We start from the raw sequence: 24,661 nt of genomic DNA, 5'->3' as shown, positions 1-24,661 counted from the left end.
TCTGCTTTTCCCCATAGAGTGAAATTGACAGTCAGGAAAAATCCATGTCCGGCACGTTGCTGAGCCCGGCTGCCGCACCACGCCCCAACATGAAGGGAGGCACCAACCAAGCCTTCCGCATGTTCTTTATGGGTGTAGTGACGGCAGCCCTTGTTTTTGTAGGATACAGTGTTCTGGGAGACCTGCGGTCTGCCGGGGAAAACGGCATGGCCGTTAGCGCTTTTGCGCTGCTGGCTCTGGCGCTACTGATTGCGCTGGGGTTTGAATTTGTAAACGGTTTTCATGATACGGCAAACGCCGTGGCCACCGTTATTTACACCAACAGCCTGCCCCCGCTGGTGGCGGTTGTGTGGTCTGGCATGTGGAACCTTGCTGGCGTTCTGGTTTCATCCGGGGCGGTGGCTTACAGTGTTGTCACACTTCTGCCGGTAGAGCTTATCCTGCAGGTTGGCAGCGGTGCCGGCCATGCCATGATTTTTGCCCTGCTGCTTTCCGCCATTATCTGGAACCTGGCCACATGGGCCTTTGGTATTCCCAACAGTTCCTCCCACGCGCTGGTGGGGTCCATCCTTGGTGTTGGGTTTGCCAACCAGCTGATGTCTCCTGCCGGTAGCGCCCTTTATGGGGTGGACTGGTCTCAGGTGCGCAAGGTGTTTTCCGCCCTGCTGTTCTCCCCCGTTTGCGGCTTTGTGCTGGCAGCGGGCATGTTGATCCTGATGCGTCTGGTTATCCGCAACGCGGCCCTGTATCGCGCGCCAGAGGGTGATGCCCCACCGCCGCTGTGGATCCGTGGTTTGCTGGTAGGCACCTGCACGGGTGTTTCCTTCTTCCACGGCAGTAACGATGGGCAGAAGGGCATGGGCCTTATCATGCTTATTCTTATTGGTGCGGCCCCCACCGCGTATGCGCTGAACCGCGCCATGCCAGATGACATGATGCCTGCCTTTGTGCAAACCGCGCAGCAGGCCGCCCATGTGTTTGAAGCGCATGGCTCTGCCGCCCCAAGCCTGCCAAATGCAGAAGAAGCCCGCGCACAGGTAACAGATGCGCTGCGCACCAAAACAGTGGCCCGCCCGGAAATCTATTCCGCCCTTGGCGTGCTGTCTGATGATATTGCACAGTCTGTTGGCAGCTATCATTCCCTGCAGGCCATTCCGGCTGCTGCTGTGCCCAACGTGCGCACAGACATGTATCTGGTGGCAGAAGCCGTGCGCAACATGGGCAAGGTTTCCGGCTTTACGGGTGATGAAACTGCCGAGCTGAGCAAGTTTATGGGCCAACTTAACGCAGGCACACGCTTTATTCCCACATGGGTTAAAATTGCCGTGGCGTTGGCTCTGGGCCTTGGCACCATGGTGGGCTGGAAGCGCATTGTGGTCACCGTTGGTGAAAAAATTGGCAAAACCCATCTGACCTACGCACAGGGTGCGGCGGCAGAACTGGTAGCTATGGGCACCATTGGCCTGGCAGAACGCTATGGCCTGCCGGTTTCCACCACGCACATTCTCTCCAGCGGTGTGGCTGGCACCATGGTTGCCGGTGGTGGTGGCCTGCAATGGACTACCCTGCGCGCCATGGCTATGGCGTGGGTAACAACCCTGCCCGCCGCTATGCTTATCAGCGGTGTGCTCTACTTCGTCTTCCGCCACATCTTCTAATAAATCAGAGCGGGGCACCCTAAAGTGCCCCGCTTTTTGCTTGAGGGCCTTGGATATGACAGATCAGGCAACAGATACCCTTCGCGCTGCAGAACACGAACGTGAGCGGATGCGCCAGGAAATTATTGATGACCTGGACGAAGAAATAGAACTGGAATTGCAAGAAGACGGGCTGGATGGCCACATTTCCGAATCTGAAAACGCCTTCCGCCGTGAGTATTTTCGTGAACTGGTGCGCCTGCAAACCGAGCTGGTGAAGTTGCAGGATTGGGTGCAGGCCACGGGTGAACGCATTGTGGTGTTGTTTGAAGGGCGCGATGCCGCAGGCAAAGGCGGCGTGATCAAACGCATTACCCAGCGGCTGAACCCCCGCATCTGCCGTGTGGCCGCCCTGCCCGCCCCAACAGACCGTGAAAAAACGCAGTGGTATTTCCAGCGCTATGTGGCGCATCTGCCTGCTGCGGGCGAGATCGTGCTGTTTGACCGCAGCTGGTATAACCGCGCCGGCGTGGAACACGTGATGGGCTTTTGCACCGATGAAGAATACGAAGAATTCTTCCGCTCTGTGCCGGAGTTTGAGCGCATGCTGGTGCGCAGCGGCATCAAGCTGGTGAAATACTGGTTCTCCATCACCGATGATGAGCAGGAAGCCCGCTTCCGCGCCCGTATGGAAGACCGGCTGAAACAGTGGAAGCTCAGCCCCATGGACCTTGAAAGCCGCCGCCGGTGGGAAGCCTATACAAAGGCCAAGGAAACCATGCTGGAAAAATCCAGCATTGAGGAAGCCCCTTGGTGGGTTGTGCAAGCCGTGGATAAAAAGCGCGCGCGGCTAAACTGCATTAACCACCTGCTCTCACTGGTGCCGTATCAGCCTGTGCCGCGCCCGGAGGTGGTTCTGCCCCCACGCGTGTATCATGCCGATTACGAACGCCAGCCCACGCCAGACGCCATGATTGTGCCGGAGATCTACTGATCTCCGGTTACCCGGCCCGGCACATTTGTGTTTGCAAAAAAGCTAGTTCAACACGTGGCCGTTTGCCACTTTGGCCACAAAGTCATTACCAATCTGGGCCACGGCTTTTTCACTGGCCTGCATCATGGCGCGTTTAAGCGCCCCGCAGCTTCCGGCTTCCGTGTTGCTGCCAAGCCCGGTAATGGGCACCACCTGCACAGGCTGGCCCTGTGCATCAAGCACCTGCACGGTGCCTTTAAGGGTGGTGTCCACCGTGTATCTATTATCCCACATGCCCGGTTTAACGGTCACCTGCTCATCCGCCATTTGCAGGGAAAAAGCCAGTGTATAGCCGTGTGAGGCAGCACTTTGCTGCTGTGCATGTGCAAAGCTGGAGCGAACGGCCTGCTGCAACCGTGCCTCTGCAGAGGGGCCCAGATCTGTGGTGTAGTTTATGCCAAGGCTGCACGCTATTTGCGCGTTCTGTTTTTCAAAACCCGGCGCAAAACGATAAACCACAGGTGTTTGCACCAGATGGTCGACCGGCAGATCCTGAATGGGGAAGGAGGCCTCGTTTAAGGGAATACGCGCGCTGCACGCCCCCAAAACCAACGCCAAAGCAATCAGGCACGCACCGTTTTTACCGGCCATAACCAGACCTCCATTTAAATAAAATAGGATTAGGAGGTCATACAAAGCAGTTATAACAACAAAGAAGAAATAGATTTTTAGTGACCAGTTCTGTCCTATTTCTCTCTAAAACGTGAATCACGTACTTGTTATACTTTGTGTTTTACCTCCATTTTCTACATTGCTGTTCCTGCATGTTTTGCACAGGCCAGAAACACCCTGCACAGATACATGTGCCGCATAATGATTTTAAAAAACAAAAGAGGTTTCAAAATCGAGAATAACTGCATTCGGATATTGCCGTGTGCCGCCCGGGCGCCAGATATATTGCATGCCCGGCCGCACAAGTAACCACGGAGAAGGCCGCCAGCCGTAGTTGATTTCAAACCCATGTTCAAATGTCGGAAGAGGCACCTTCTGCCCGGTAGAAGCAAGATAACGCGCGTAACGGGCAATACTTGAGTTCACTACCATGAACTTTCCGCCAATACTCAATGTATCATTGGGCCTTTTTGCAAATGTGCCCTTGCGGATAAACCCCCATGTTGCAAAATACGGAAAAGGTGCTGTTTGTGCATCTCCCCACACAAAACTGCCAAATGCAACAATGCCTCTTTCAGGGGTGCGCCTATCCCGCTCAATCATCTGGTCGCCTTCAAACCACACGCCATAACGGCCTTTAATGCTTTGGTCCGGCCAGTTCAGATACTGCGTACCCGCAGGTGCAAACATGGTAATTTTTTGTGCAGCGGTTTTAACCTTGGTGGTTTCCCAGTATCCGCCAATTCTGATATTTCCGGGGTATGCACCTTCTATATCTGTGCCCCCATGTTTCCAGCCCAACTGTACCGGAAAATAGGTGCCAACCGTATTATGTAACCACATTTTCCAGCCATTATGGCTGTTACCTATTGTATTATCCACATTGTAAACACCAAACGAAACCAGAATATCGTCTCTGCCCGTTGGATATAACTTGATATAGGCACCAGGATGGGCACTGGGGTAATACCCATAACCTGAGTTAAACGCGAGAGATTGCGGCATGCCACAAATGGCATTGCTCTGAAACTGACAATAGAGGGAAAAATTCCAGTGTGTTGTTGATTGTGCAAAATCATTTTCTGTATTCACCCACCCCAGTTCTGTATCAACATATTTTGTAAACTGATGTTCCAGAGAAAGGCGTGTCAGGCGCACCGTTTGCCCGGTGCCATAAATTTCCTGAACAGAGTTCAGGGCTGGCAAAACGGTATGCAGCCCCAAACCGGAACGTTGGGTGACCAAAAAATGCAGAATGCCAATGTTGTAGTGCACCAGTTTTCTAAAATCCATATCAACGCCCACGGCAACTTCATGGGCATAACGTACGGCCTGGGCCTTGCCTCCAACGGGGTTTCCCGCTGTATCCTGAAAATAATGCCCCGAAAACACAACACCACGGTGCGCCAGCCTGTTACGTAACCCCCACCAGTCTCCTGTCATATTGTCCTGATCAAACCAGCTTTTATGGGCAGATGTTTTTAAAACATGCTCAGGAGGTGGTTCTTGATATTCTATGGTGTTATTATTGAAGTCTGTTTCTTTTTTCTCAGCTTTTCCCATAATATCCGGGCTTGTAAAGTAAAGGGCTCTGGGCTCTTTTCCTGTACGGGAATGCCAAAGATATTCAGACAATTCAGGACGGCGGGAACGTGCTTCACCCATAGAAGGCATAAGCGCAAGGCACGCAAGTGCACCCACGGTAAGAGAGACTTCTCGCATAGCCGTTTCCTTGTTATTGTTATATTGGCTTTTAGTTACGCAAAAAGGTTATTTACTGCGATTTATGTAAGAAAAGACCCCAAAATAGATAACAACAAGATAGCAAAGGGCAGGTATGGCAAAAGCTATATTCAGGCTGCTGATATCTGCCAGACGCCCCGTTAGAACAGGCACAAGAGCCCCCCCTACAATAGCCATGCAAATAAGCCCCGAGCCTTCAGATGCACGTGCCCCCAGATTCATGGACGTGAGAGAAAAAATAAGCGGGAACATAACGGAATTGCACAGCCCAACAGCCAACATGGCCCAACCCGCTATACCGCCTGTTGTAAGAATGGAAAGAATAACAAGCAGACATGCGCCACTGCCATAAACTGCCAAAAGAACTGAAGGTGTTATGGCACGCAGGAAGAGAATGCCCAGCAACCGCCCGCATAGCAAACCACCCCAATAAAATGCCAGATGCTTGCCTGCCGCTTCTGCCGTAAGGTGCAATGTGCTTGGCAAAACCAGATAATTTACCAAAAGACTGCCAATGGTAACTTCTGCACCAATGTAGAAAAACATTGCGGCAACACCAAGAGCAAACTTTTTATCTCTAAACAGTTCAACGGCATTGAGAATACTTTCTTCCCTACAGTATTCTTCTTTCAATTTGTTGCGGTTAATCCATGTCAGAAAGGACCATACAGCAACAAGACTTGCCACAAGCCCATAACAGACACTGATATTGACTGCGCCTTCTGATACGTTTTCTTTGGAAAAATATGCACTTATCTGCCCTAGCACACTATCTGGGGAATGTTGTGTCAAAATAATCATGGCCCCCAGATAGGGTGCAACAACAGTACCCAAGGAATTGCATGCATGTGCAAAAGTAAGGCGTGTGGAAACATTTTTTATGGTACTTAATGAAATAACCAAAGGGTTTGCCGTAACCTGCACAATGGTTATTCCGGCGGCCACAACAAAAAGAGCCAGCAGAAAAACAACAAACCTGCCAGACCACGTTGCTGGTATAAAAGAGATACACCCCAACGCAATAAGGTTAAGGCCCAAAACCAGTGTTCTCATATAGCCATTTTTTTTGATCATATAAGATGCAGGAATGGAAACAAGAAAATAACTGGCAAAAAAACAGAATTGAACAGTCGTCATTTCTGTATAGTTCAGGTTGAATACGTCTTTGAGCTTAGGCATAACAATATCATTCAGACTTGTAATGCCTCCAAACAGAAAAAACATCGAAAACGGTAGGAACGTAAATATTCCCCTGTTTTCTGCCTCTATTTCTGTTGAATTGGTAATCGAACACTCCATAGCAGCGCTCCATAAACGGATATACGTTACCTGACAGTGGGCGCAAGAACGATGCTTTTACATCGCTCTTACGTGCCTTTATTTGTTGAGGGTTCAGGCAGCAGAAATCAGATCACTCGCACGTTCTGAAATCATAACTGTTACTGCATTTGTATTGGAACCAATAAGGCTTGGCAGAACAGATGAATCAGAAACACGCAAGCCTTCAATACCCCTTACTTTTAAAGCAGGGTCCACCACCGCCATGTCATCCACCCCCATTTTACATGTGCCATTGGGGTGGTAGGATGTACGCCCGTATCTGCGGGCATATTGAATCAGTTCTTCTCTTGTTTTTACAGAACTTTCCGGAAAATGTGCCCGCTTGACGTGCTTTTGCATACCCGGTTGATTCATAATTTCACGGCTGATATGAAGCCCCTCAACCGCACTTTTCACATCTTCTGGTTCAGCCAGAAAATTGGGGTCAATCAGCACAGCATCTTCCGGGTTGGCATTGCTTAACCGTACAGTCCCCCGGCTTTTGGGCCGCAAAACATAAGAGTTTAACGTACACCCAGAGCCAGACTGAATATTCGGCACGCCAGCCTCTACCCCGGCACCAGCCAGAAAATGAAACTGTAAATCCGGCACACTCTCCTGTTTGTCAGAATACCAGAACGCGCCCCCCTCAACCACATTGGATGAAACAGGTCCTGATTTGAACAGAAGATATTCCAATCCGGCCCATAGCATCATATGTGGTTTGTTGTAGTGGTCCAGACTAATAGGTTTTTTAAGTTCGTAAACAATATCAATCCCGTAATGGTCGCTCAAATTACTACCAACACCCGGCAGATCTGTAACAACGGGAATACCATGTTTTTTTAAATGCTCGGCAGGCCCTATGCCTGAAAGCATTAAAACTTTAGGAGAACCAATGGCCCCTGCCGTTACAATTACTTCCGCATCAGCATAGGCTGTGTGTTTCTTGCCTTTTTGAACATATTCCACACCCCGCGCACGGCTGTTTTCTATAATAATGCGTGTTGTCAAACAGCCCGTTTCAACTTGCAGGTTAGAACGCTGCATAACCGGGCGCAAATACCCCACAGCTGTGGAACACCGGCGCGAATGGCGGGTAGTTGTTTGATATACGCCCGCACCTTCCTGCACTGCACCGTTAAAATCCGGGTTATATGGTATGCCATACTGCTGGCAGGCTTGTACAAAAGCCTTTGTTACCGGCATGGGGTTTAATAAACTGGAAACACCAAGTGGCCCTTCTGTACCATGATATTCCGTTGCAAAAATTTCATTGCCTTCAGAACGCAAAAAATATGGTTGCACATCCTTAAAGCCCCAGCCCTGACACCCCTCTTCATTTGCCCAGCGATCATAATCCTGCGCAACACCGCGTGTAAAAACCTCTGCATTTATGGAGCTTCCGCCCCCCAGAACACGCGCCTGAACATAAGGGATCCTACGGTTTTCTGCATGAATTTGCGGCACTGTATGAAACCCCCATGTGTAGGGTCCGCCAGTCATTTTTGCAAAACCGATGGGCATGTGAATAAAAGGATGTTTATCTGCCTTTCCGGCTTCCAGCACCAAAACACGTGCATTGGCATTGCTGCTCAGGCGGTTGGCCAGCACGCATCCAGCTGTGCCGCCACCCACAATAATGTAATCATACCCGCGTGACATTATGACACCCAATGGGTACGAGGCCCCAGCGCAATATGTGTGGACTTGATTTCCGTATACTCTTCCACACCGTAAAGGCCGGTTTCCCGACCAATACCAGACTGTTTGAACCCACCGGATGGCATTTCCGGGCCACCGGAAATTGTGGTGTTAACCCACACACGCCCCGCCCGAATAGACCTTACGGCACGCATGGCAATTGAGAGATTTTGCGTCCAGATTGTTGCGGAAAGACCGTAAATTGTATCATTGGCAATCCGAATGGCTTCTTCCTCTGTTTCAAAAGGCAGAATGGCCAGAACTGGTCCAAAAATTTCGTCGGTGGCAATATCCATATCAGATGTGACATCTGAAAAAACTGTTGGTTGAATAAACAGACCTTCAGCAGATGCATGAACGTTGCCCTGCGTTACCAGCCGCGCATTTTGCTTTACGCCACGCGCAATATAATCACTGATAGTCTGGTGCTGTTTTTCATTCACAATGGCCCCCACCTGTGTTTGTGGATTTAGCGGGTCCCCCACCCGAAGGCGAGAAAGCTTTTGGGCCAGAAGCTGTTCAAACTTTGGCAAAATGGATTTTTCAACCAGCAGGCGGCTCCCACCCACGCAACATTGGCCCGCATTAAAGCAGAAGCCAAAAATAACACCATCCACGGCATCTTCCAGCTGTGCATCAGCAAAAACCAGATGTGGGTTTTTGCCACCAAGCTCAAGGCTCAGTTTTTTAAAATTACTGGCAGATGCAGCTAGAACACGTTTTCCGATGTCTGTTGAACCCGTAAAAGACAGCATATCAATATCAGGATGATGAGAGAGCACCTCACCAACCGTACTGCCACTTCCTGTTACAACATTAAAAACACCATCTGGCAGCCCAGCCTTGGTTAAAATTTCAGCCATTATCAGAGTTGTAGCCGATGTCAGATCACTTGGTTTTGCAACAACGGTGCAGCCAGATGCCAAAATAAATGGCAGGCGCTCTGCTAAAATAAAAAATGGAAAATTCCATGGTGTAATCAGCCCAACAACACCAATAGGCTCGCGCGTAACAAGCCCGAACATTTCATCACCAAGGTTATTGAACGTATCACCGTGCAACATTCTGGCTGCACCAGCAGCATATTCATAAATACCTGCACTGGCCAGCACTTCCCCGCGTGATTGGCTAATGGGCTTTCCCGTCTCAAACGTTTCCAGCACCGCCAGTTCTTCCGCCCGTTCCCGGATCAGGGCTGCGGCCTTTAACAGCACATCCCCACGTTGCTGGCCCGAAAGACCTGCCCATCTTCTTTTTTCAAAAGCTGTTTTGGCAGCAGCAACGGCCGTGTTCACATCTGCTTCCGTGCCAACTATTGTGCGCGTTACAGGCACACCATGCGCCGGACTACACCGTTCAAACAGCTTGTGCCCTTGGGCGGCAACCCATTTACCGTTGATGTACAGACCAAATTCACGCGGAGCTGTGGGCAAAGTAATTGTCTTGGTCATATTTGTCATTGCACCGTCCTGTTTTTGATTATGAGTTATTATACTTGGAAAGCGGTGTTACTAACTGGTTAGTGCGTTATGGTTTTTGCATCAACCGAATATAACTCTAACGCACGAAGCCCCAGAGTGTTCTATCACATTTCAATGGGTTTTCATGATAAACAGGAAAAACCTGCCTTTTTCCTCAGTATGTTTGAAAAAATACAAGACACAAGACCAATTTTTCTTTGGCTTGTGTCTTGTTTGCCACTCTACGCAATAAATGTGTTAAAAAGTTTTATACCTTTTCTGTCAGTTCAGGCAGAATTTTAAACAGATCACCTACCAGGCCATAATCGGCAACCTGAAAAATAGGTGCATCTTCATCTTTGTTGATAGCCACAATAACCTTGGAATCTTTCATACCGGCAAGATGCTGAATAGCCCCAGAAATACCTATGGCCACATAAAGCTCTGGCGCAACAATCTTACCGGTTTGCCCAACTTGCCAATCATTTGGCGCATATCCCGCATCTACCGCAGCACGGCTGGCCCCTATGGCCGCGCCCACCTTATCTGCCAAAGCTGTAATCTGGTGGAAATTATCCTTTGACCCCAAACCCCTGCCCCCTGAAATAATGATTTTTGCAGAGGTAAGCTCCGGCCGTTCCGAAATGGCTGTCTGATCCTCAACCCAAATAGAAAGCTCTGGCGTAACTGGCACAGTGACAGGCTCAATACATGCTGTGGGCGTGTTAACCTTGCCTATTGGTGTAAACCCCGCCGTACGAATGGTGCAAATTTTTATCGGATCTCCAGACCGAACCGTCTGCACGGCATTGCCAGCATAAACCGGCCTTTCAAATGTTTCAGTATCTTTAATGCATGTCACATCGGCCAATATCATAACATCCAACAACATTGCTGCACGGGGCAGAATGTTGCGGGAAAAGGTTGTGGCGCCCGCAACAATGTGCGTGTAGGAGGCACCAAGTGTTTGCAACAAAATGGCATGGGGTTCGGCCAATCCATGTGCAAGCGCAGCATCATCTGCCACAAGAACCTTGTTGACACCTCTCAATTGTGCAGCAGTTTCAGCAGCCCCCTAGCAATTCTGGCCGGTTACCAGAACATCAGCTCCTCCCAAGGGTTCTATTGCCGTCAACGTGCGGGCCAGCAGGTCTGTCAGCAGGTTTCCATTATGGGTTTCAGCCAAAAGCAGAACAGACATTTACAGAACTCCCGCTTCAGTTTTCAATTTAGAAAGAAGTTCATCAACAGAATGCACTTTCACACCCGCCTGCCGTGTAGGCGGTTCAACAGTTTTTAAAATCTCCAGCCTTGGCGTTATATCTATGCCCAATGTTTCCAGAGGTATGTCCTCAATCGTTTTTTTCTTGGCTTTCATAATTGCTGGCAACGCAACATAACGTGGCTGGTTAAGACGTAAATCTGTTGTAATAACAGCAGGTATTTTAAGGCGCAGTGTTTGCAAGCCCCCATCAACCTCGCGGGTTACCTGCACCGAGCCCTCTGCCACATCCACGGCCGAGGCATAAGTGCCCTGCCCCCACCCCAACGCGGCAGCCAGCATCTGGCCGGTGGCATTCATATCATTATCAATGGCCTGTTTGCCTGCAATAACCAGATCTACCTTTTCTGAATCTGCAATTTTTGCCAAAATACGGGCAACGCAAAGAGGTTCCAGATCCTGTTCTGCATCTTGTGGTAGCGCAACCAGCAATGCCCGGTCCGCCCCCATGGCCAAAGCTGTACGCAATGTATCCCGTGTTTGAGGCACACCAATGGAAACAGCCAGAACTTCGGTTGCTATGCCTTTTTCCTTAAGTCTGACTGCTTCTTCCAAGGCAATTTCATCAAAAGGGTTCATGGACATTTTGACATTGCCTGTTTCAATGCCAGATCCATCTGCACGCACCCTTACGCGCACATTGTAATCAACAACACGTTTGACAGGAACGAGAATTTTCATTTTATGCTCCAGGCTTCAGCATACTGTCCGGAAACGTTCCACCATGATATCAAGCACGTCTGCGGGGTCTCGTTTCCACCAGTTTTGTGCAGAAAAAACCTCAACTTCACAAAAACCATCATATCCGGCAGATTCAACACATGCGCGCAGGCTTTTAATGTCTGCCACGCCGTCTCCCATCATGCCACGATCAAGCAAAAAATCTGTTGTATGGGCTAACCAGTCACACAGATGAAAACCAAAAATACGGCCTTGTGCACGCCTTAACTGCCGTGGCAAATCTGTATCCCACCAGACATGATACACATCAATCGCCACACCTAGCCATGCAGAGGCAAGCGCGTCACATATATCAAGCGCATCACGCGTTGTGGTCAGGCATGACCGGTCTCCCCCATACATGGGGTGCAAAGGTTCCAGAGCAAGACGAACACCGTTGCTTGCGGCATAATCAAGCACGTCTGCCACACGTTCCGTTACGTATTTCAGGCTTTCATGCACCCCTTTTGTGCCTGCCTCTACGCCGCCGACAACAATTGTTAAAACATCTGCACCTAACAGAGATGTTTCATCAATTGACTTTCGGAAGTCATCCTTGATTTTACCGGAATCCTGAAAAGAGAGTGGCCCGGTTAGAAAGGGTGCGCGGCATAATCCAACAACCTTAACCCCAACCTGTTGTGCATATTGCCCAATCTGGGCTGCACGTGTGCCTATTTCTGGCCGCCAGAACACAATGCCGCCAATGCCACGCTGGGCACAGGCATCCAATGTCTGCTCTGCAGACCAACCCGCTCCCGCACCTGGCATATTGTGGCCAAGTGTGGCTGTGTTTAATGCCAGTGCTGCAGTTGAAAGGCTGAAATCACGCATCAGTCTGCACCATATAACGCCAACAGGTTGCGCATCCGCTGCACGGCCAGATCAGGTTTCTGCAACAGCCCACATTTATCAGCATGGCAAAAAATGTTTGTAAAATAGGATAAGGGGCGCATGGATTGTGCCCCATTCAACATGATGCAATGGTTCTGAAAGCCATTTAACCATGCCAGAAAAACAACACCAGTTTTGTAATATTGTGTTGGGGCCTCAAACATCAGCCGGGCCAGCGGCACTGTAGGGTCCAGCAGGGCATGAAACCCCTTTGTATCTCCTTCTCCCAAACAGGTAATGGCCGTTGCTGCCAAAGGTGCAATAGGGTCAAAAATGCCCAGCAGCGCATGGCTATAGCCCTGATCATCCCCCGCTATCAGTTCTGGATAATTGAAGTCATCCCCAGTGTACATTTTTACACCATGCGGAAGACGCCGCCGCATGATAATCTCTTTTTCCTTGTCTAGAAGAGAGATTTTAATACCATCAATTTTTGCGCTGTTGTTTTCTATAATCTCCAGAACTGTTTCCAGCGTGCTTTCAAAGTTCTCCTCTCCCCAGTATCCATGCAGAGCCGGATCAAAAGCACTGCCCAGCCAATGCAATATTACGGGCTGGTCACACCCGGCCAGCACGCGGGCATAAACTTTTTTATAATCCTCTGCGCTGTTGGCCACGCGCACCAAAGCGCGGCTGGCCATAAGAATAATACGCGCGCCCACAGCCTGAATGGCCTCAACCTGTTCCATGTAAGCGCGCACAATATCGTCTATTGTACGGGCATTTTCCGGATTCAGATGGTCCGTGCCGCATCCATTCACCACGCGGGCTTCTGGCAGTTCCGATCTGGTGCGCCTGATCAGTTTCAGGGCATTGGGCCAATCCAGCCCCATGCCACGTTGTGCGGTATCCATTGCCTCGGCAATGCCAAGCCCCAACCCCGCCAGATGGTGGCGAAAAGCCATTGTGGCCTGCCAATCAATAGCGGCAGGGCCTGATGGCGCTGTGGGGCTGAAAGGATCTGCTGTAACATGTGCCGCAGAATACACAATACGTGCTGGATTAGCCGGCAGGCTTTTGGCGGGTGTATATTTGCCACTTAACTGATAGGCCGTTTTAACACCTTTGCTATCGGGAAGAAATATTTTCATGGTCATTCTCAAAAGCGGGGCACAAGCATTCCAGCATCTGCTGAGATAACCTGACCAGTTGTATAAGGGAGATCACCACGTGCCAGAGTGGCCACAATGCGCCCGATTTCGGCAGGTTCGCCCACACGGGGAAACAGGGTAAGCCCCTGTTCTGCCCGTGCCCGATACTGCGCAATAACGGGCTGCGTCATTTCCGTGGCAATCAGGCCGGGCTGCACATCGTAAACAGCAATATTTTCTGCCCCCAGCCTTACGGAAAATGCTTTTGACACCATTGCAGCCGCAGCCTTGGAGGCACAATATTCCGAACGGGCTGTTGCCACCGCCACAGCATTGGATGAGGTAATATTTACAAGAGCGTAAAAGACATTCTGCAAGCGCGTTTGTGAAAGAAGATGTTTTGCAAAAGCCTGAGACAGAAAAAACATGCCACGTGCATTCACCGCAAAACAGCGATCCCAGCTTTCTGGCGTGACATCCAACAGGTCTCCACGATGCAGCACGCCTACGCCGGCATTGTTGACCAATGTTGTCAACGCCCCTAACTTGGCTTCAATACTGGAAAATATGGTGTGGTAATCATTGTTTTTTGAAACATCAAAAGGAACGGGCAGAACAGGCACACCAAAAGATGAAAGATGCCGGCAGGCAGATGCAAGCTCCGCATCATCTGCCAGACCGTTTACAGCAACGGAAAAACCATTTTTTGCCAGAGCCTCTGCTATGGCAAGGCCGATCCCGCGGGATGCCCCCGTAACAAGCGCAACCTGTGTCATGCAGTTGCGCCTTTCTTAAGCAGTTCGCGCGCAATAATCATGCGCTGTATTTGGTTTGTGCCTTCATAAATCTGGGTGATTTTGGCATCACGATACAAGCGTTCAACTTCAAAACCACGAATATAGCCAGACCCACCAAAAACCTGCACCGCATCGGCCGTGCGCGCCACGGCCATATCTCCGGCAAAACATTTGGCCATGGAGCACGAACGCGTTGCATCCAGCCCGTGGTCAATTTTCATGGCTGCGGCGTAAACCAGAAGGCGCGCGGCTTCAATATCTTTGGCCATATCCGCCAAAAGCCACTGCACGCCCTGAAATTCGGAAATATGTTTGCCAAACTGCTTGCGTGTGCCTGCATATTCCACTGCGGCTTCCAGCCCGGCCTGTGCAATGCCAACCGCCAGAGAGGCAATGCCAACGCGGCCTTTATCCAGCACGCTCATCATCATATGAAAGCCGCGGTTCATCTCTCCCAGCAGCGCATTTGGGCCAAGGCGCACATCCTGAAAATCCAGCGCGCCCACCTGGCTGGCACGCTGCCCCATTTTGTGTTCCTTTGGCCCGCGCTCTACACCTTTTGCGTGCAGGTCCACAATAAAGATAGACATGCCACGGTTGCCTGCCTCCTTATCCGTGCGGGCCAGTACAAAGCCCAGATCTGCAACCGGTGCATTATGAATCCAAATTTTTCCACCATTCAGCACCCAGCCCTCTCCATCCTTTACGGCAGTGGTGCGAATGCCAGAAACATCCGTGCCGGCTTCTGGCTCGGTAATACAGTAGGCAACCTTTTGCTGCATGGACATGATAGAGGGCAGAAGTTTTTGCTGTTCTGGCGTGCCATGCCGCACAAGCAACGTTGTAATCAGCTCCACCAGGCCACACTGATCTGCCACACTGGCATACCCGCGGGAAAGTTCTTCCATCACCACGGCATAGGTAAGTGTATCAAAACCGGGGCCGCCCAATTCTTCTGGAACAGCAATACCAAACAGGCCAAGTTTGCCCATTTCTTCATAAATTTCAGCCGGAAACCGCTCTTCACGGTCTAAAGCCTCTGCGGCCGGACGCACAACGGCATTTACAAAAGAACGTGTTGTTGCGCGGACTTCTTCTTGTGTTTCATTCAGAAACATGACCGACTCCTTATTTTTATAACCAGATGGTTACTTATTGCGAACACAAAAACCAGAAGTTTTTACAAAAATGCATATCAAGTCTTTTTGAAAAAACTGTTTATGAACAAATTACTTTAAAAATATTTGTTGTTTTTCTACCGTACAATCATGGCACGAAAATCATTGATATTTGTGCCGGTTGGCCCTGTTATGTACATGTCACCCAACGCATTAAAGGCGGTATAGGCATCATTCTCTACCAACAAAGATGCTGGCAGGTAGCCATCCTTTCGCAAGCGTGCTGCTGTGTTGCCATCTGCAAAGGCACCGGCATTGTTTTCTGATCCATCAATGCCATCTGTATCTGCGGCCAGTGCTGTAAACGGCAGGCCCTCTGCCGCAATGGCCAACGCCAACAAAAATTCCGTATTTCTGCCGCCGCGGCCTTTTCCCTTCAGGGTTACTGTCGTTTCTCCACCAGAAAGAATAACGCAGGGACGTTGGAAAGGGCGGTTACGCAAAATAACCTCACGCAGTAAGGCTGCATGCACTTTTGCCACTTCTCGCGCCTCACCTTCCATGGCATCTGACAGAATAAAAGGTGTTAGCCCCTTCTGGCGGGCCAATTGAGCTGCGGCTTCCAACGCAGCATGTGCAGAAGCCACAATGCGCACAGTGTTCCGGCTAAAAACCGGGTTTGTGGCCAAAGGAGCCTCCTCCTTATCGCTTTCAAGCCATGCCTGTATTTTGGGTGGCAGCTCAATTTTCCATGTCCGGGCAAGATTTCTGGCATCTGCTCGGCCAGAGCAATCAGGCACTGTGGGGCCAGATGCAACCTGTGCGGGGTCATCCCCCGGCACATCGGATACCACAAGCGTTACCACGCGCGCGGGCCATGCAGCCTGTGCCAGCCGCCCCCCTTTAATGCCCGAAACCTGTTTGCGCAGCGTGTTCATAACAGAAATGGGGGCGCCAGATGCCAGTAGAACCTGGTTGAGGGCAATCTCATCCTGTAATGTCAGATCTCCCGCGGGACATGGCAAAAGTGATGATCCACCGCCACACACAAGGGCAACAACAAGATCTTCCGGCCCAAGGTCTTTGACGGCATCAAACAATGCCTGTGATGCCGCCATGCCTGCGGCATCGGGAACAGGATGCGCGGCTTCCATTACACGGATGGAGCGTGTAGGGCATGTATCTCCATAACGTGTGACCACCACGCCTTCCAACGGCCCATCCCACAATGCCTCAAACGCGGCGGCCATGTGCGCAGCACCTTTTCCTGCGCCAATAACCACCGTGCGGCCACGGGGGCGTTCAGGCAGATGTGCTGCCAACACATATTCGGGCTTGGCTGCGGCTATAGCGGCATCAAACAGCGCGGACAGACATGTACGATCATCTTGTATCATGGCGTTTTCCGCCTTTTCTTGTTTTTATTGGGCGGTAATGTGTTAGAGTTTCAAACTCATCGGGCCATCATGAAACAGAGCTGCATCCATTGTCTTGAGTTTGGGGGCAACATGTAGCGTGCCAGAGGCTTGGGCAATAATATCGCGCTGCAAGTCAATTCCTGGGGCTATTTCTGTAACTGTCAATTTGCCATCAAGGAGTTTCATCACGCAGCGTTCTGTTACATACGTAATATCCTGCCCTGTTTGCGCAGCTTTACGGCCAGAAAAACTGACCTGAGAAACCTGAGGCACAATTTTTGCAATCTTGCCTTCCTTGTCTATAACAAGCTGGCCGTTTTCGATGTGCATTTTTGCACCGGCATTAAAATTACCTGAAAAAATAATCCGTTTTGCGCGGCTTGTAATATCCACAAACCCACCTGCCCCCGCTGTGCGATGCGGCGTGGCGGCCAATCGGCTCACATTCACGGAGCCATCCTGCCCAATTTCAAGGAAAGACAGCAAGGAACAATCAAAACCACCGGCCTGAAAATAGGAAAACTGATGGGGGGAAGCCACAAAAGCCTCGGCATTACTGGCACACCCAAATTTGAAATCCAGCAACGGCACACCACCAACGGCCCCCTGCTCAATCACCCACGTAACGGCACCATGCTGCCCTTCTTCCAAAAGAATACGCGGTACATTGGCAGAAATGCCAAAACCTATGTTAACGGCCCAGCCCTTTTGCAAATCTTGCGCCACGCGCCGTGCCATAACTTTGGCAGGCCCAAATGCCGGAAGCTCAAAACTGGATAACGGGCGAAAAATCTCGCCCGAAATGGCGGGATCATAAAATGTGGCTGTGGTTTGAAGCTGCTCTGGCGCTTCCACCACCACATCCACCAAAATGCCTGGCACTTTAACATTATGGGGTTTTAGCGTGCCCTGGGCTGCAACACGGCGCACCTGGGCAATAACCAGCCCACCATTATTATGCGCAGCCAGCGCCATTTCCATAGCGCCCAGGGTTGCGCCTTCCTGCTCAAAGGTCAGGTTACCCTTTTCATCTGCGGTACTCGCACGAATAATGGCAACATCGGGCTTCAGGGCCGAGAAATACAACCATTCCTCGCCTTCAAACTGCATTGTTTTCACAATAGGCTGCTGGCGCGCCGTTTCGTTCATGGCGCATCCTTCCAGCCGTGGGTCTGCAAAGGTATCAATCCCCACTTTTGTCAGCACACCGGGCCTGCACGCAGCGCCCTCACGCAGCATGTCAAAAATAATGCCAGATGGCACATTATATGCTGCCAGATTCTCGCCCAGAATACGCTGCCAAATAAGTGGCGGCGCCGCATTGGTGGGGCCAGAGGGGTAAGACCCCCCAATAATGCGGCGGATCATGCCCGGATAGGCAATATGGTCCACCCCTTTAGTGCCAAACATATCTCCCGCGCAGATGGGGTGAATTGTTGTAAGCTGGCCGGGGGCACCTTCTGCTGCAAAGCGCTGGCCCAAAGCTTCCAGCACAGCATCTGGGCACAGCAGGCCAGAGGATGAATTTACCGCAATGGTGGCGCCATTTTTTATAAGACTTACAGCCTGTGCAGCCGTTTTAACTTTTGTCATGGATTCTGGTCCATTTTTTTATTATATAACCATCTAGTTACTTACATGTGGAGTGAATATGAAATCCGGATTTCTTGCAAGAGCAATTTTGTCATCTGGACTTTTTTATCTGGGGCCGGTGCACATGATATAAAAAATAAACAGTGATATTTTGGCCAGATACCGGCCACTGCCCCAAAATGAATAGTGTTGTGAGCAAACGCGGCCTCAGCTAAATATGATCATGCTCCTTCCCTGCACCTAACAGGTTCACCCATTGACACAGCCCCCCACCCCCCGCCGCACAGCCTCCTCCCGGCCGCGTATCCGAGATGCCGAGGCCACACGACAACGTATTCTTGAAGCTGCAAAAAAAGAATTTGCACAAAATGGGCTGGAAGGTGCGCGCGTTGATACCATTGCGCTGGAAGCGCAAGCCAACAAGCGCATGCTGTACCATTACTTTGAAAGCAAAGAAAATCTGTTCAGGATTATTATTGAACAGGCCTATATTGATATACGCTCCCAGGAAGCCCGGTTAAATCTTGAAAAACTTCCGCCCAAGGAGGCGATGATAAAGTTTGTAAAATTCACATGGGATTATTATTTGAAAAACCCCGAATTTATCACACTTGTTAACAACGAAAACCTGAACAGGGCGCGCCATATCAGCCAATCTGTAGTGCTGCGTGACATAAGCCAGAAGTTTGTAAACCGTATTCAGGCTATTCTTGACCAAGGCGCCAAAGAGGGTGTGTTCCGTAAAGGGCTGGATGCCGTGCAGGTTAACATTACCATTGCATCCATAGGGTATTACTATCTTACCAACTGCTATACGGGCTCTGTTATTTTTGAGCGTGATTTTCTTTCCCGCAAGGCGCTGCAAGATCGTCTGGACTTTAATATAGACACGGTCTTACGGATATTGTGTGTTGAAAAAACAGTTTAACACAACCGCTTTCCATACTTTCTGCCGCAATGCGGTTGTGGCACACAGTGCTTAATGGCGTAAGAACGCAACGCTATCGTGCTTTATCTCATATTCATAGTCACTTCGGGGCTGGTCCCGATATGTGTCATCCACTTGTTGCTCATCAAAATAAATCACGGTCCAGTCTGGCAGTTCTGCCTTAATGGCACAGGCTATTGCCAAACCTTCAGTTGCAAATGCTTCCATATCAAATGGCGGGCTTGTAGGCTCTGGCGGAACATCGTACGCATTATAGCGCTCTGCCCATGCCAGCAACCGCTGCCGCAACTCTGCTGAAATGGGCAGATCATCCGCACAGGCCGGGCATCCATCCTGCTGCCAGAGTCCATCGCACACATACTCCCCCATCACCCGAACCCATTTCTGCCGCAACAATTCTGATTCTTCAGCCACATCGTCTCCAGCGCCGCGAGGGCATGGCAAAAAACCTGAGCGAAATTCACTGACAGGAAAATACGCTTAAAACCCGCAGGAAACACGGCCACCAATAAAGCGCGGCTCACCGGGAATATAGAAATACGTGGTAGTGGCCATGCCGCCACTTTCGGCATAGCGTTTGTCCAGAATATTGCGGGCGTACAGCGTGGCCTCCCACTTGCCAGAAGGCGGGCGGAACGTCACATGCGCGCCCAGCAGAAAATATGATGGCAGGCGCTGATACCCCGTGCCACCCACCACAATGGCCTGGCTACCGCGATATTGCCAATCCGGCCCAAAATCCAGCCGGTAGCCGTTGCCCAGCGGCTGCCGCCACATGGCCTCCCCATTCAGGGTAAGTTTGGGGGAGCCGTTATCCACCCCGGCAAAATTGCGCTCTATCGCCTTCCATGTGCCGTGCTGGGCATAATAGGCGTTGGTGGCGGAGCGGTCCACATTGGGGAAGTTCTGAAAATCCCCACGCTGCCAGCCAATATTTTGCATAATGTGCAAACGGCTTATGGGGTTGGCCTCCAGCGTGGCCTCAAACCCCCAGCTTTCAGATTTGGGGGCGTTTGTAATCTCGCTTAACGGGCCGTAATCGGGAATCAGCACCGTGCCCACAACCTGCTGGTTATGGTAATCATTATAAAACGCCGCACCGTTAATGCGCAGGCGGTTGGGTATGGGGTCTGATTTAAAGCCCAGCTCGTATGTCAGCACCGTTTCGGGGTGGAAGGGGTCTAGCTGCGCCTGCACCTGCGTGTTGTTGGCCGTAAAGCCGCCGGGCTTAAAGCCTTTGCTCATTTTATAGTACAGCATGGCATTGGGCACGAACTGCCATGAAACACCCACCTGCCCCGCAAACTGGTTGGAGGCCGTGCTTTCTGCGTGGAAGTTATGCGTAGCCCCGCCAAATATCTGCGATGTCAGGCCCGTAATGCTGCGGTCATCCAGTTCATGCAAAAGTCCCGCCCAGATGGTGACGTTATGCGGCAGCCGGTAGCTGACATGCCCGAATTCTGAAACACTCTGCTGGTTCTGCCCGAAGGAGGTGGACATCATGTATCCACGCGCGGCGTAGTCTGTATAGTTAAAGAAGAAGCGCTGGTTCATCTGGCTGCGCTGATAATAGCCACCCACAACCCAGTTCAGCCGCCCACCAAGGGCAGAACCATTCAGCCGCGCCTCCTGCGTAAACACGTTGCCATCTATGGTGCGGTAGGTATCGGCCTCCTGCCGTGCTGTGCCGTCCTGATCTGTGTATTCGCCGCGCCGTTCGGTTTCAAACGCGCTGACGGATGTGAACGTCACCGGCCCGAAATCGTGGATGATGTGCACATCCGCACCCCAGTACTGGTTATGCTCACTGGGTTTTAACCCATCACGCCGGCCGATCAGCTTGTCGAATGTGGAATTGGAAGACCACTGCGCATCTGTGCCCATGCCATAATCGGGCAGCGGAGTGGAGCCGATAATGCGGTGCACGGCTTGCGGGGTGACAACCTCGCTGTTGTCCTGCACAAAATGGCCGCCAAGCTGAATGGTGGTTTTATCATCCGGCCGCCAGCGCAGCTTGCCGCGCAGGGCCCATAAATCGGCATCGCCTAAATGATCACCATTTTCGGGGTCTCGCTGCCAGCCACCACCTTGGCGTGTCTGCCCCGCCAGCCGAAAATCCAGCCCCTTGGCCAATGGGCCAGAAACATAGGCCTCGCTCCGGCTGCGGGCATAGGAAGCGATATCCTGCGATGCCCCAAAATGCCACGTATCTGTTGGGTCTGCCGTGCGCAAATGCACTTCCCCACCCGTGGTGGACTGGCCGTGCTCCGTGCCCACCGGGCCGGGGGTTACGCTGGCGCTGGCCAGATCAAACATCATGCCGTCTGTCATGGCGGCGTAGGGGTAGGCTACATCGTCCACATAGGTCAGCACGGTGGGCATGTTGTTCTGGGTAAAGTCATTAAACCCGGAACCACGCAGATAAAAATTGGTGGAGGCCGTGCCGTTAATGCTCTGCATCGTTAAGTTGGGGGCCACGTGCTCCAGCCCGCGCAGGGTGGTCACATCGCGGTTGCGCAGGAACTCGGCTGTCAGATGTGTGGTGGCGTCTGGCTCATGCTGGGCAGATTGAAACATGTAGTCATACCGGTGGGCGTTCACCTGTACGGATGCCTTGCTGCGCGCCTCTACCGTGGCGGGTGCACCCGCATGCCGCCCTTTGCTGCCCGCATGGATGCGCGTATGGGCTGGCAGATGTTGCGTGGCTGCCGGCGCGGCAACAGGGGCTTGCACCGGTGCGGCCTGCGCCATAATGGGCCACAAACCCAGGGCCACCACCCCCACATATTGCACAACACGGCACACACCCTGCCCCGCGGCATGGCTTTGCCGTGGCCCCAGCCAAATGGCTGCGTAATGCCTGTATTTTGCTCGGCCAGAAATAACACTTCACCCCTTGATTGTACAGTTGCGGGCCGCCGCATAACGCGCAACGCATAACATATATGTGTATGTGCCCCTAATGCGGTGGATGCGATCAAGATGCAAGTGCACAAACCACAATGGTTGCAAAAATTCATACACATACAGCCCCGCCTTGTCCTCCGCACACACGGGGTAGGCAGGTCTGTGCACCGTGGTTAAGATGGGGCCGATATTTTTGGTTTCCGATACATAAAGATGGATAGGGGCCCACCCCTGCACATCAGACCCGGAAAAAAGAAGGCGGAGACTCCATTGCCCAAATCTCTCTCCCGTTTCTCCCTGCGTGGTGCCTTGCTCCTTTCCGCAACTCTTGTTGCGGGCACGCTAGGCCAGTATGCCCCGGCCCCGGCACAGGCAGCAACACCATCTGCCCCCGCGCCACAGCCCGCCGCCAGCTTTGGCCCGTGGGGGGTGGATCTGGCTGGCCGGGACCTGAGCGTAAAACCGGGGAATGACTTTTTCCGCTACGCCAACGGCACCTATCTGGACCATCTGCAAATTCCCGCAGACATGACAAGCTATGGCCCCTTTAACGCGCTGGCCGAGCTTTCCCGCACACGGGTGCAGGGGATTCTGAACGATCTTTCCGCCCATCCGGTGGAAAACCCGCGCAGCATTGAAGAAAAGCTGGGCACGTTTTACGCCTCCTATATGGATGAGGCGGCGGTGGAAAGCCTTGGCACCCGCCCGCTCAAGGAAGATCTGGACGCCATTCGCGCCATTAAAACGCCTTCTGATCTGGCGGCCCTTACGGGCTCCTGCCCTGGTAACTTCCAGTTCTCGCCGTTCTCTCTGGGCATCAACCCGGATGCCAAGGACCCCACGCGCTATGCGCTCAATCTGGATCAGGCCGGGCTGGGCCTGCCAGACCGCGACTATTACTTAAAGCCGGAATTCGCCAGCAAGAAAAAGGCCTATCAGGCCTATGTGGAAAAGGCGCTGACACTGGCAGACTGGCCAGAACCCGCAAAAGCCGCCACAGCCATTGTAACGTTTGAAACACGCCTGGCCAAAGCCCACTGGGCGCGTGAAACCCTGCGCGACCCGCAAAAAACCTACAACCCGATGACGGTGGCTGATCTGGCCAAAAACGCACCGGGGTTTGAATGGTCTGTCTGGCTGGCAGCGGCGGGCCTGCCCGAACAGGGGCTGGACAAGCGCGTGCTGATTGTGGGCGAACCCTCCGCCATTACGGAAGAAGCCCGCGTGGTGGCCGATACGGATATGGACACACTGCGCGCATGGCTGGCGGTGCATCTGGTAGAAAACGCCACATCCTACCTGCCAGACCGGTTTGAGCAGGCACGTTTTGCGCTAACAAAATCCCTCACTGGCCAGCCCTCCCTGCCCGCACGCTGGAAGCGCGGCGTGCAGGCCACCAGCTCCGCCATGGGCATGGCGCTGGGCAAGGTATATGTGCAGCGTTACTTCCCGCCAGAAAACCGCACCACCATGCAAAAGCTGACCACGGACCTGAAGGATGCCTTCCGTATCCGCCTGCGCAACAATACGTGGATGAGCCCCGCCACCAAGCAGGCCGCGCTGCGCAAGCTTGAAAACTTTGAAATTCAGGTGGGCTACCCCAACAAATGGCGCGATTACACCAGCCTTGAAGTGCATAAGGGCGATGTATACGGCAATGCCCGCAACGGCGTGGGGTATGAATGGCGCTACTGGCTGGCACGGCTGGACCAGCCCGTGGACCGTGATGAATGGGACATGACACCCCAGACCGTAAACGCCTACAACAACCCGCTGTTTGATCAGGTTGTGTTCCCGGCCGCCATTCTGCAACCGCCGTTCTTTAACCCCAAGGCGGATATGGCCGTAAACTACGGAGCCATTGGCGGCGTGATCGGCCATGAAATGACCCACTCCTTTGATGATGAAGGCCGCCAGTTTGATGAACATGGCCGCCTGCATGACTGGTGGACAAAGGAGGATGCCGCCCGGTTCCAGAAACTGGCAGACCGGCTTGGCGCGCAGTTTGATGCGTTTGAGGTGCTGCCCGGTGTGCACGTAAACGGCAAGCTGACAATGGGGGAAAACATTGCAGATCTGGGCGGGCTCACGCTGGCGCTGGATGCCTACCATGCAGCACTCAAAGGCAAGCCCGCGCCAGAGCTGGATGGCCTGACGGGAGACCAGCGCGTGTTCCTTGGCTGGGCACAGGTGTGGCGTGAAAAACTGCGTGAAGAAACCATCCGCCGCTTGGTGGTGACAGACCCGCATTCCCCACCGCAGGCACGTGTGAACATGCCCATGCACAATATTGATGCCTGGTACGATGCCTGGAAGGTGCAGCCCACAGATAAGCTCTACCTTGCGCCAGATCAGCGCGTAAAAATCTGGTAACGCACCGCGT

General features: G+C 52.0%; 18 protein-coding genes and 1 pseudogene. 4 read left to right on the top strand and 15 right to left on the bottom strand.

Annotated elements, in window-relative coordinates:
* Positions 1-44: 44 nt before the first annotated feature.
* Positions 45-1,658 carry an inorganic phosphate transporter gene (locus CSR02_RS06390; protein WP_099540971.1) on the top strand — a complete coding sequence of 538 codons (1,614 nt, stop codon included), beginning with the start codon at positions 45-47 and terminating at the stop codon, positions 1,656-1,658.
* Between the two features lie 55 nt (positions 1,659-1,713).
* Positions 1,714-2,631, top strand: coding sequence for a polyphosphate kinase 2 (ppk2, locus tag CSR02_RS06385; RefSeq protein WP_042788696.1), 918 nt, complete (start codon positions 1,714-1,716; stop codon positions 2,629-2,631).
* Between the two features lie 42 nt (positions 2,632-2,673).
* On the opposite strand, the gene CSR02_RS06380 is transcribed toward ppk2, so the two are convergent.
* The 13 genes and pseudogenes from CSR02_RS06380 to CSR02_RS06320 form a co-directional block, all read right to left on the bottom strand.
* Positions 2,674-3,261 (bottom strand): hypothetical protein, encoded by a 588-nt coding sequence (locus CSR02_RS06380; protein WP_099540970.1) that lies wholly within the window; start codon positions 3,259-3,261, stop codon positions 2,674-2,676.
* A gap of 228 nt (positions 3,262-3,489) precedes the next feature.
* Positions 3,490-5,004 (bottom strand): carbohydrate porin, encoded by a 1,515-nt coding sequence (locus CSR02_RS06375; protein WP_244176845.1) that lies wholly within the window; start codon positions 5,002-5,004, stop codon positions 3,490-3,492.
* A 48-nt stretch (positions 5,005-5,052) separates the two neighbouring features.
* Positions 5,053-6,324 carry a glucose/galactose MFS transporter gene (gene gluP, locus CSR02_RS06370; RefSeq protein WP_099540969.1) on the bottom strand — a complete coding sequence of 424 codons (1,272 nt, stop codon included), beginning with the start codon at positions 6,322-6,324 and terminating at the stop codon, positions 5,053-5,055.
* Between the two features lie 93 nt (positions 6,325-6,417).
* Positions 6,418-8,010: a GMC family oxidoreductase gene (locus CSR02_RS06365; RefSeq protein WP_099540968.1), complete on the bottom strand. Its 1,593-nt coding sequence runs from the start codon at positions 8,008-8,010 to the stop codon at positions 6,418-6,420.
* Entirely contained in the window at positions 8,010-9,509 is a 1,500-nt protein-coding gene (locus CSR02_RS06360) for an aldehyde dehydrogenase family protein (protein WP_099540967.1), read from the bottom strand. Before CSR02_RS06360 ends, CSR02_RS06365 begins: the two co-directional genes overlap by 1 nt.
* Before the next feature lie 268 nt (positions 9,510-9,777).
* Positions 9,778-10,644, bottom strand: a pseudogene (locus CSR02_RS06355) (electron transfer flavoprotein subunit alpha/FixB family protein).
* A 66-nt stretch (positions 10,645-10,710) separates the two neighbouring features.
* Positions 10,711-11,472 (bottom strand): electron transfer flavoprotein subunit beta/FixA family protein, encoded by a 762-nt coding sequence (locus CSR02_RS06350; RefSeq protein WP_099540966.1) that lies wholly within the window; start codon positions 11,470-11,472, stop codon positions 10,711-10,713.
* 15 nt (positions 11,473-11,487) lie between these two features.
* Positions 11,488-12,345: a sugar phosphate isomerase/epimerase family protein gene (locus CSR02_RS06345; protein ID WP_042788703.1), complete on the bottom strand. Its 858-nt coding sequence runs from the start codon at positions 12,343-12,345 to the stop codon at positions 11,488-11,490.
* Entirely contained in the window at positions 12,345-13,502 is a 1,158-nt protein-coding gene (locus CSR02_RS06340) for a dihydrodipicolinate synthase family protein (protein WP_099540965.1), read from the bottom strand. The genes CSR02_RS06345 and CSR02_RS06340 overlap by 1 nt, the downstream gene beginning before the upstream one ends.
* A 2-nt stretch (positions 13,503-13,504) precedes the next feature.
* On the bottom strand, positions 13,505-14,272 hold the full coding sequence (locus tag CSR02_RS06335; RefSeq protein WP_099540964.1) for a 3-ketoacyl-ACP reductase: 768 nt from the start codon (positions 14,270-14,272) through the stop codon (positions 13,505-13,507).
* The gene (locus CSR02_RS06330) at positions 14,269-15,411 is read right to left on the bottom strand and encodes an acyl-CoA dehydrogenase family protein (RefSeq protein ID WP_099540963.1); all 1,143 of its coding nucleotides are present in this window, start codon (positions 15,409-15,411) and stop codon (positions 14,269-14,271) included. The genes CSR02_RS06335 and CSR02_RS06330 overlap by 4 nt, the downstream gene beginning before the upstream one ends.
* Before the next feature lie 137 nt (positions 15,412-15,548).
* Positions 15,549-16,808, bottom strand: coding sequence for a glycerate kinase type-2 family protein (locus CSR02_RS06325; protein ID WP_099540962.1), 1,260 nt, complete (start codon positions 16,806-16,808; stop codon positions 15,549-15,551).
* A 42-nt stretch (positions 16,809-16,850) separates the two neighbouring features.
* The gene (locus tag CSR02_RS06320) at positions 16,851-18,422 is read right to left on the bottom strand and encodes an acyl CoA:acetate/3-ketoacid CoA transferase (RefSeq protein WP_099540961.1); all 1,572 of its coding nucleotides are present in this window, start codon (positions 18,420-18,422) and stop codon (positions 16,851-16,853) included.
* A gap of 256 nt (positions 18,423-18,678) precedes the next feature.
* On the opposite strand from CSR02_RS06320, the gene CSR02_RS06315 reads away from it, so the two are divergent.
* Positions 18,679-19,350 carry a TetR/AcrR family transcriptional regulator gene (locus CSR02_RS06315; protein WP_042786864.1) on the top strand — a complete coding sequence of 224 codons (672 nt, stop codon included), beginning with the start codon at positions 18,679-18,681 and terminating at the stop codon, positions 19,348-19,350.
* 51 nt (positions 19,351-19,401) lie between these two features.
* Here CSR02_RS06315 and CSR02_RS06310 read toward each other — a convergent pair whose 3' ends face one another.
* Entirely contained in the window at positions 19,402-19,785 is a 384-nt protein-coding gene (locus tag CSR02_RS06310) for a hypothetical protein (RefSeq protein ID WP_099540960.1), read from the bottom strand.
* Between the two features lie 66 nt (positions 19,786-19,851).
* Complete coding sequence (locus tag CSR02_RS06305) at positions 19,852-22,122, bottom strand: TonB-dependent receptor (RefSeq protein ID WP_244176860.1); 2,271 nt, start codon at positions 22,120-22,122, stop codon at positions 19,852-19,854.
* Between the two features lie 426 nt (positions 22,123-22,548).
* Here CSR02_RS06305 and CSR02_RS06300 point away from each other — a divergent pair, with 426 nt between their 5' ends.
* Positions 22,549-24,651, top strand: a complete 2,103-nt coding sequence (locus tag CSR02_RS06300) for a M13 family metallopeptidase (protein WP_244176843.1) — start codon at positions 22,549-22,551, stop codon at positions 24,649-24,651.
* The last annotated feature ends 10 nt before the right edge of the window (positions 24,652-24,661 follow it).

It is taken from the genome of Acetobacter pomorum (assembly GCF_002738225.1).
Classification (GTDB): Bacteria; Pseudomonadota; Alphaproteobacteria; order Acetobacterales; family Acetobacteraceae; genus Acetobacter; species Acetobacter pomorum.
This window is presented reverse-complemented; position numbering and strand designations above follow the sequence as displayed.

What these genes read in the sequence shown, in the direction of transcription:
- ppk2 (WP_042788696.1), top strand. Translation starts at nt 1,714, where the DNA reads ATGACAGATCAGGCAACAGATACCCTTCGCGCTGCAGAACACGAACGT.
- CSR02_RS06375 (WP_244176845.1), bottom strand. Translation starts at nt 5,004, where the DNA reads ATGCGAGAAGTCTCTCTTACCGTGGGTGCACTTGCGTGCCTTGCGCTT.
- CSR02_RS06335 (WP_099540964.1), bottom strand. Translation starts at nt 14,272, where the DNA reads ATGACACAGGTTGCGCTTGTTACGGGGGCATCCCGCGGGATCGGCCTT.
- CSR02_RS06305 (WP_244176860.1), bottom strand. Translation starts at nt 22,122, where the DNA reads ATGGCGCAGGCCGCACCGGTGCAAGCCCCTGTTGCCGCGCCGGCAGCC.
- CSR02_RS06320 (WP_099540961.1), bottom strand. Translation starts at nt 18,422, where the DNA reads ATGACAAAAGTTAAAACGGCTGCACAGGCTGTAAGTCTTATAAAAAAT.
- gluP (WP_099540969.1), bottom strand. Translation starts at nt 6,324, where the DNA reads ATGGAGTGTTCGATTACCAATTCAACAGAAATAGAGGCAGAAAACAGG.
- CSR02_RS06380 (WP_099540970.1), bottom strand. Translation starts at nt 3,261, where the DNA reads ATGGCCGGTAAAAACGGTGCGTGCCTGATTGCTTTGGCGTTGGTTTTG.
- CSR02_RS06340 (WP_099540965.1), bottom strand. Translation starts at nt 13,502, where the DNA reads ATGACCATGAAAATATTTCTTCCCGATAGCAAAGGTGTTAAAACGGCC.
- CSR02_RS06350 (WP_099540966.1), bottom strand. Translation starts at nt 11,472, where the DNA reads ATGAAAATTCTCGTTCCTGTCAAACGTGTTGTTGATTACAATGTGCGC.
- CSR02_RS06330 (WP_099540963.1), bottom strand. Translation starts at nt 15,411, where the DNA reads ATGTTTCTGAATGAAACACAAGAAGAAGTCCGCGCAACAACACGTTCT.
- CSR02_RS06325 (WP_099540962.1), bottom strand. Translation starts at nt 16,808, where the DNA reads ATGATACAAGATGATCGTACATGTCTGTCCGCGCTGTTTGATGCCGCT.
- CSR02_RS06345 (WP_042788703.1), bottom strand. Translation starts at nt 12,345, where the DNA reads ATGCGTGATTTCAGCCTTTCAACTGCAGCACTGGCATTAAACACAGCC.
- CSR02_RS06360 (WP_099540967.1), bottom strand. Translation starts at nt 9,509, where the DNA reads ATGACAAATATGACCAAGACAATTACTTTGCCCACAGCTCCGCGTGAA.
- CSR02_RS06365 (WP_099540968.1), bottom strand. Translation starts at nt 8,010, where the DNA reads ATGTCACGCGGGTATGATTACATTATTGTGGGTGGCGGCACAGCTGGA.
- CSR02_RS06390 (WP_099540971.1), top strand. Translation starts at nt 45, where the DNA reads ATGTCCGGCACGTTGCTGAGCCCGGCTGCCGCACCACGCCCCAACATG.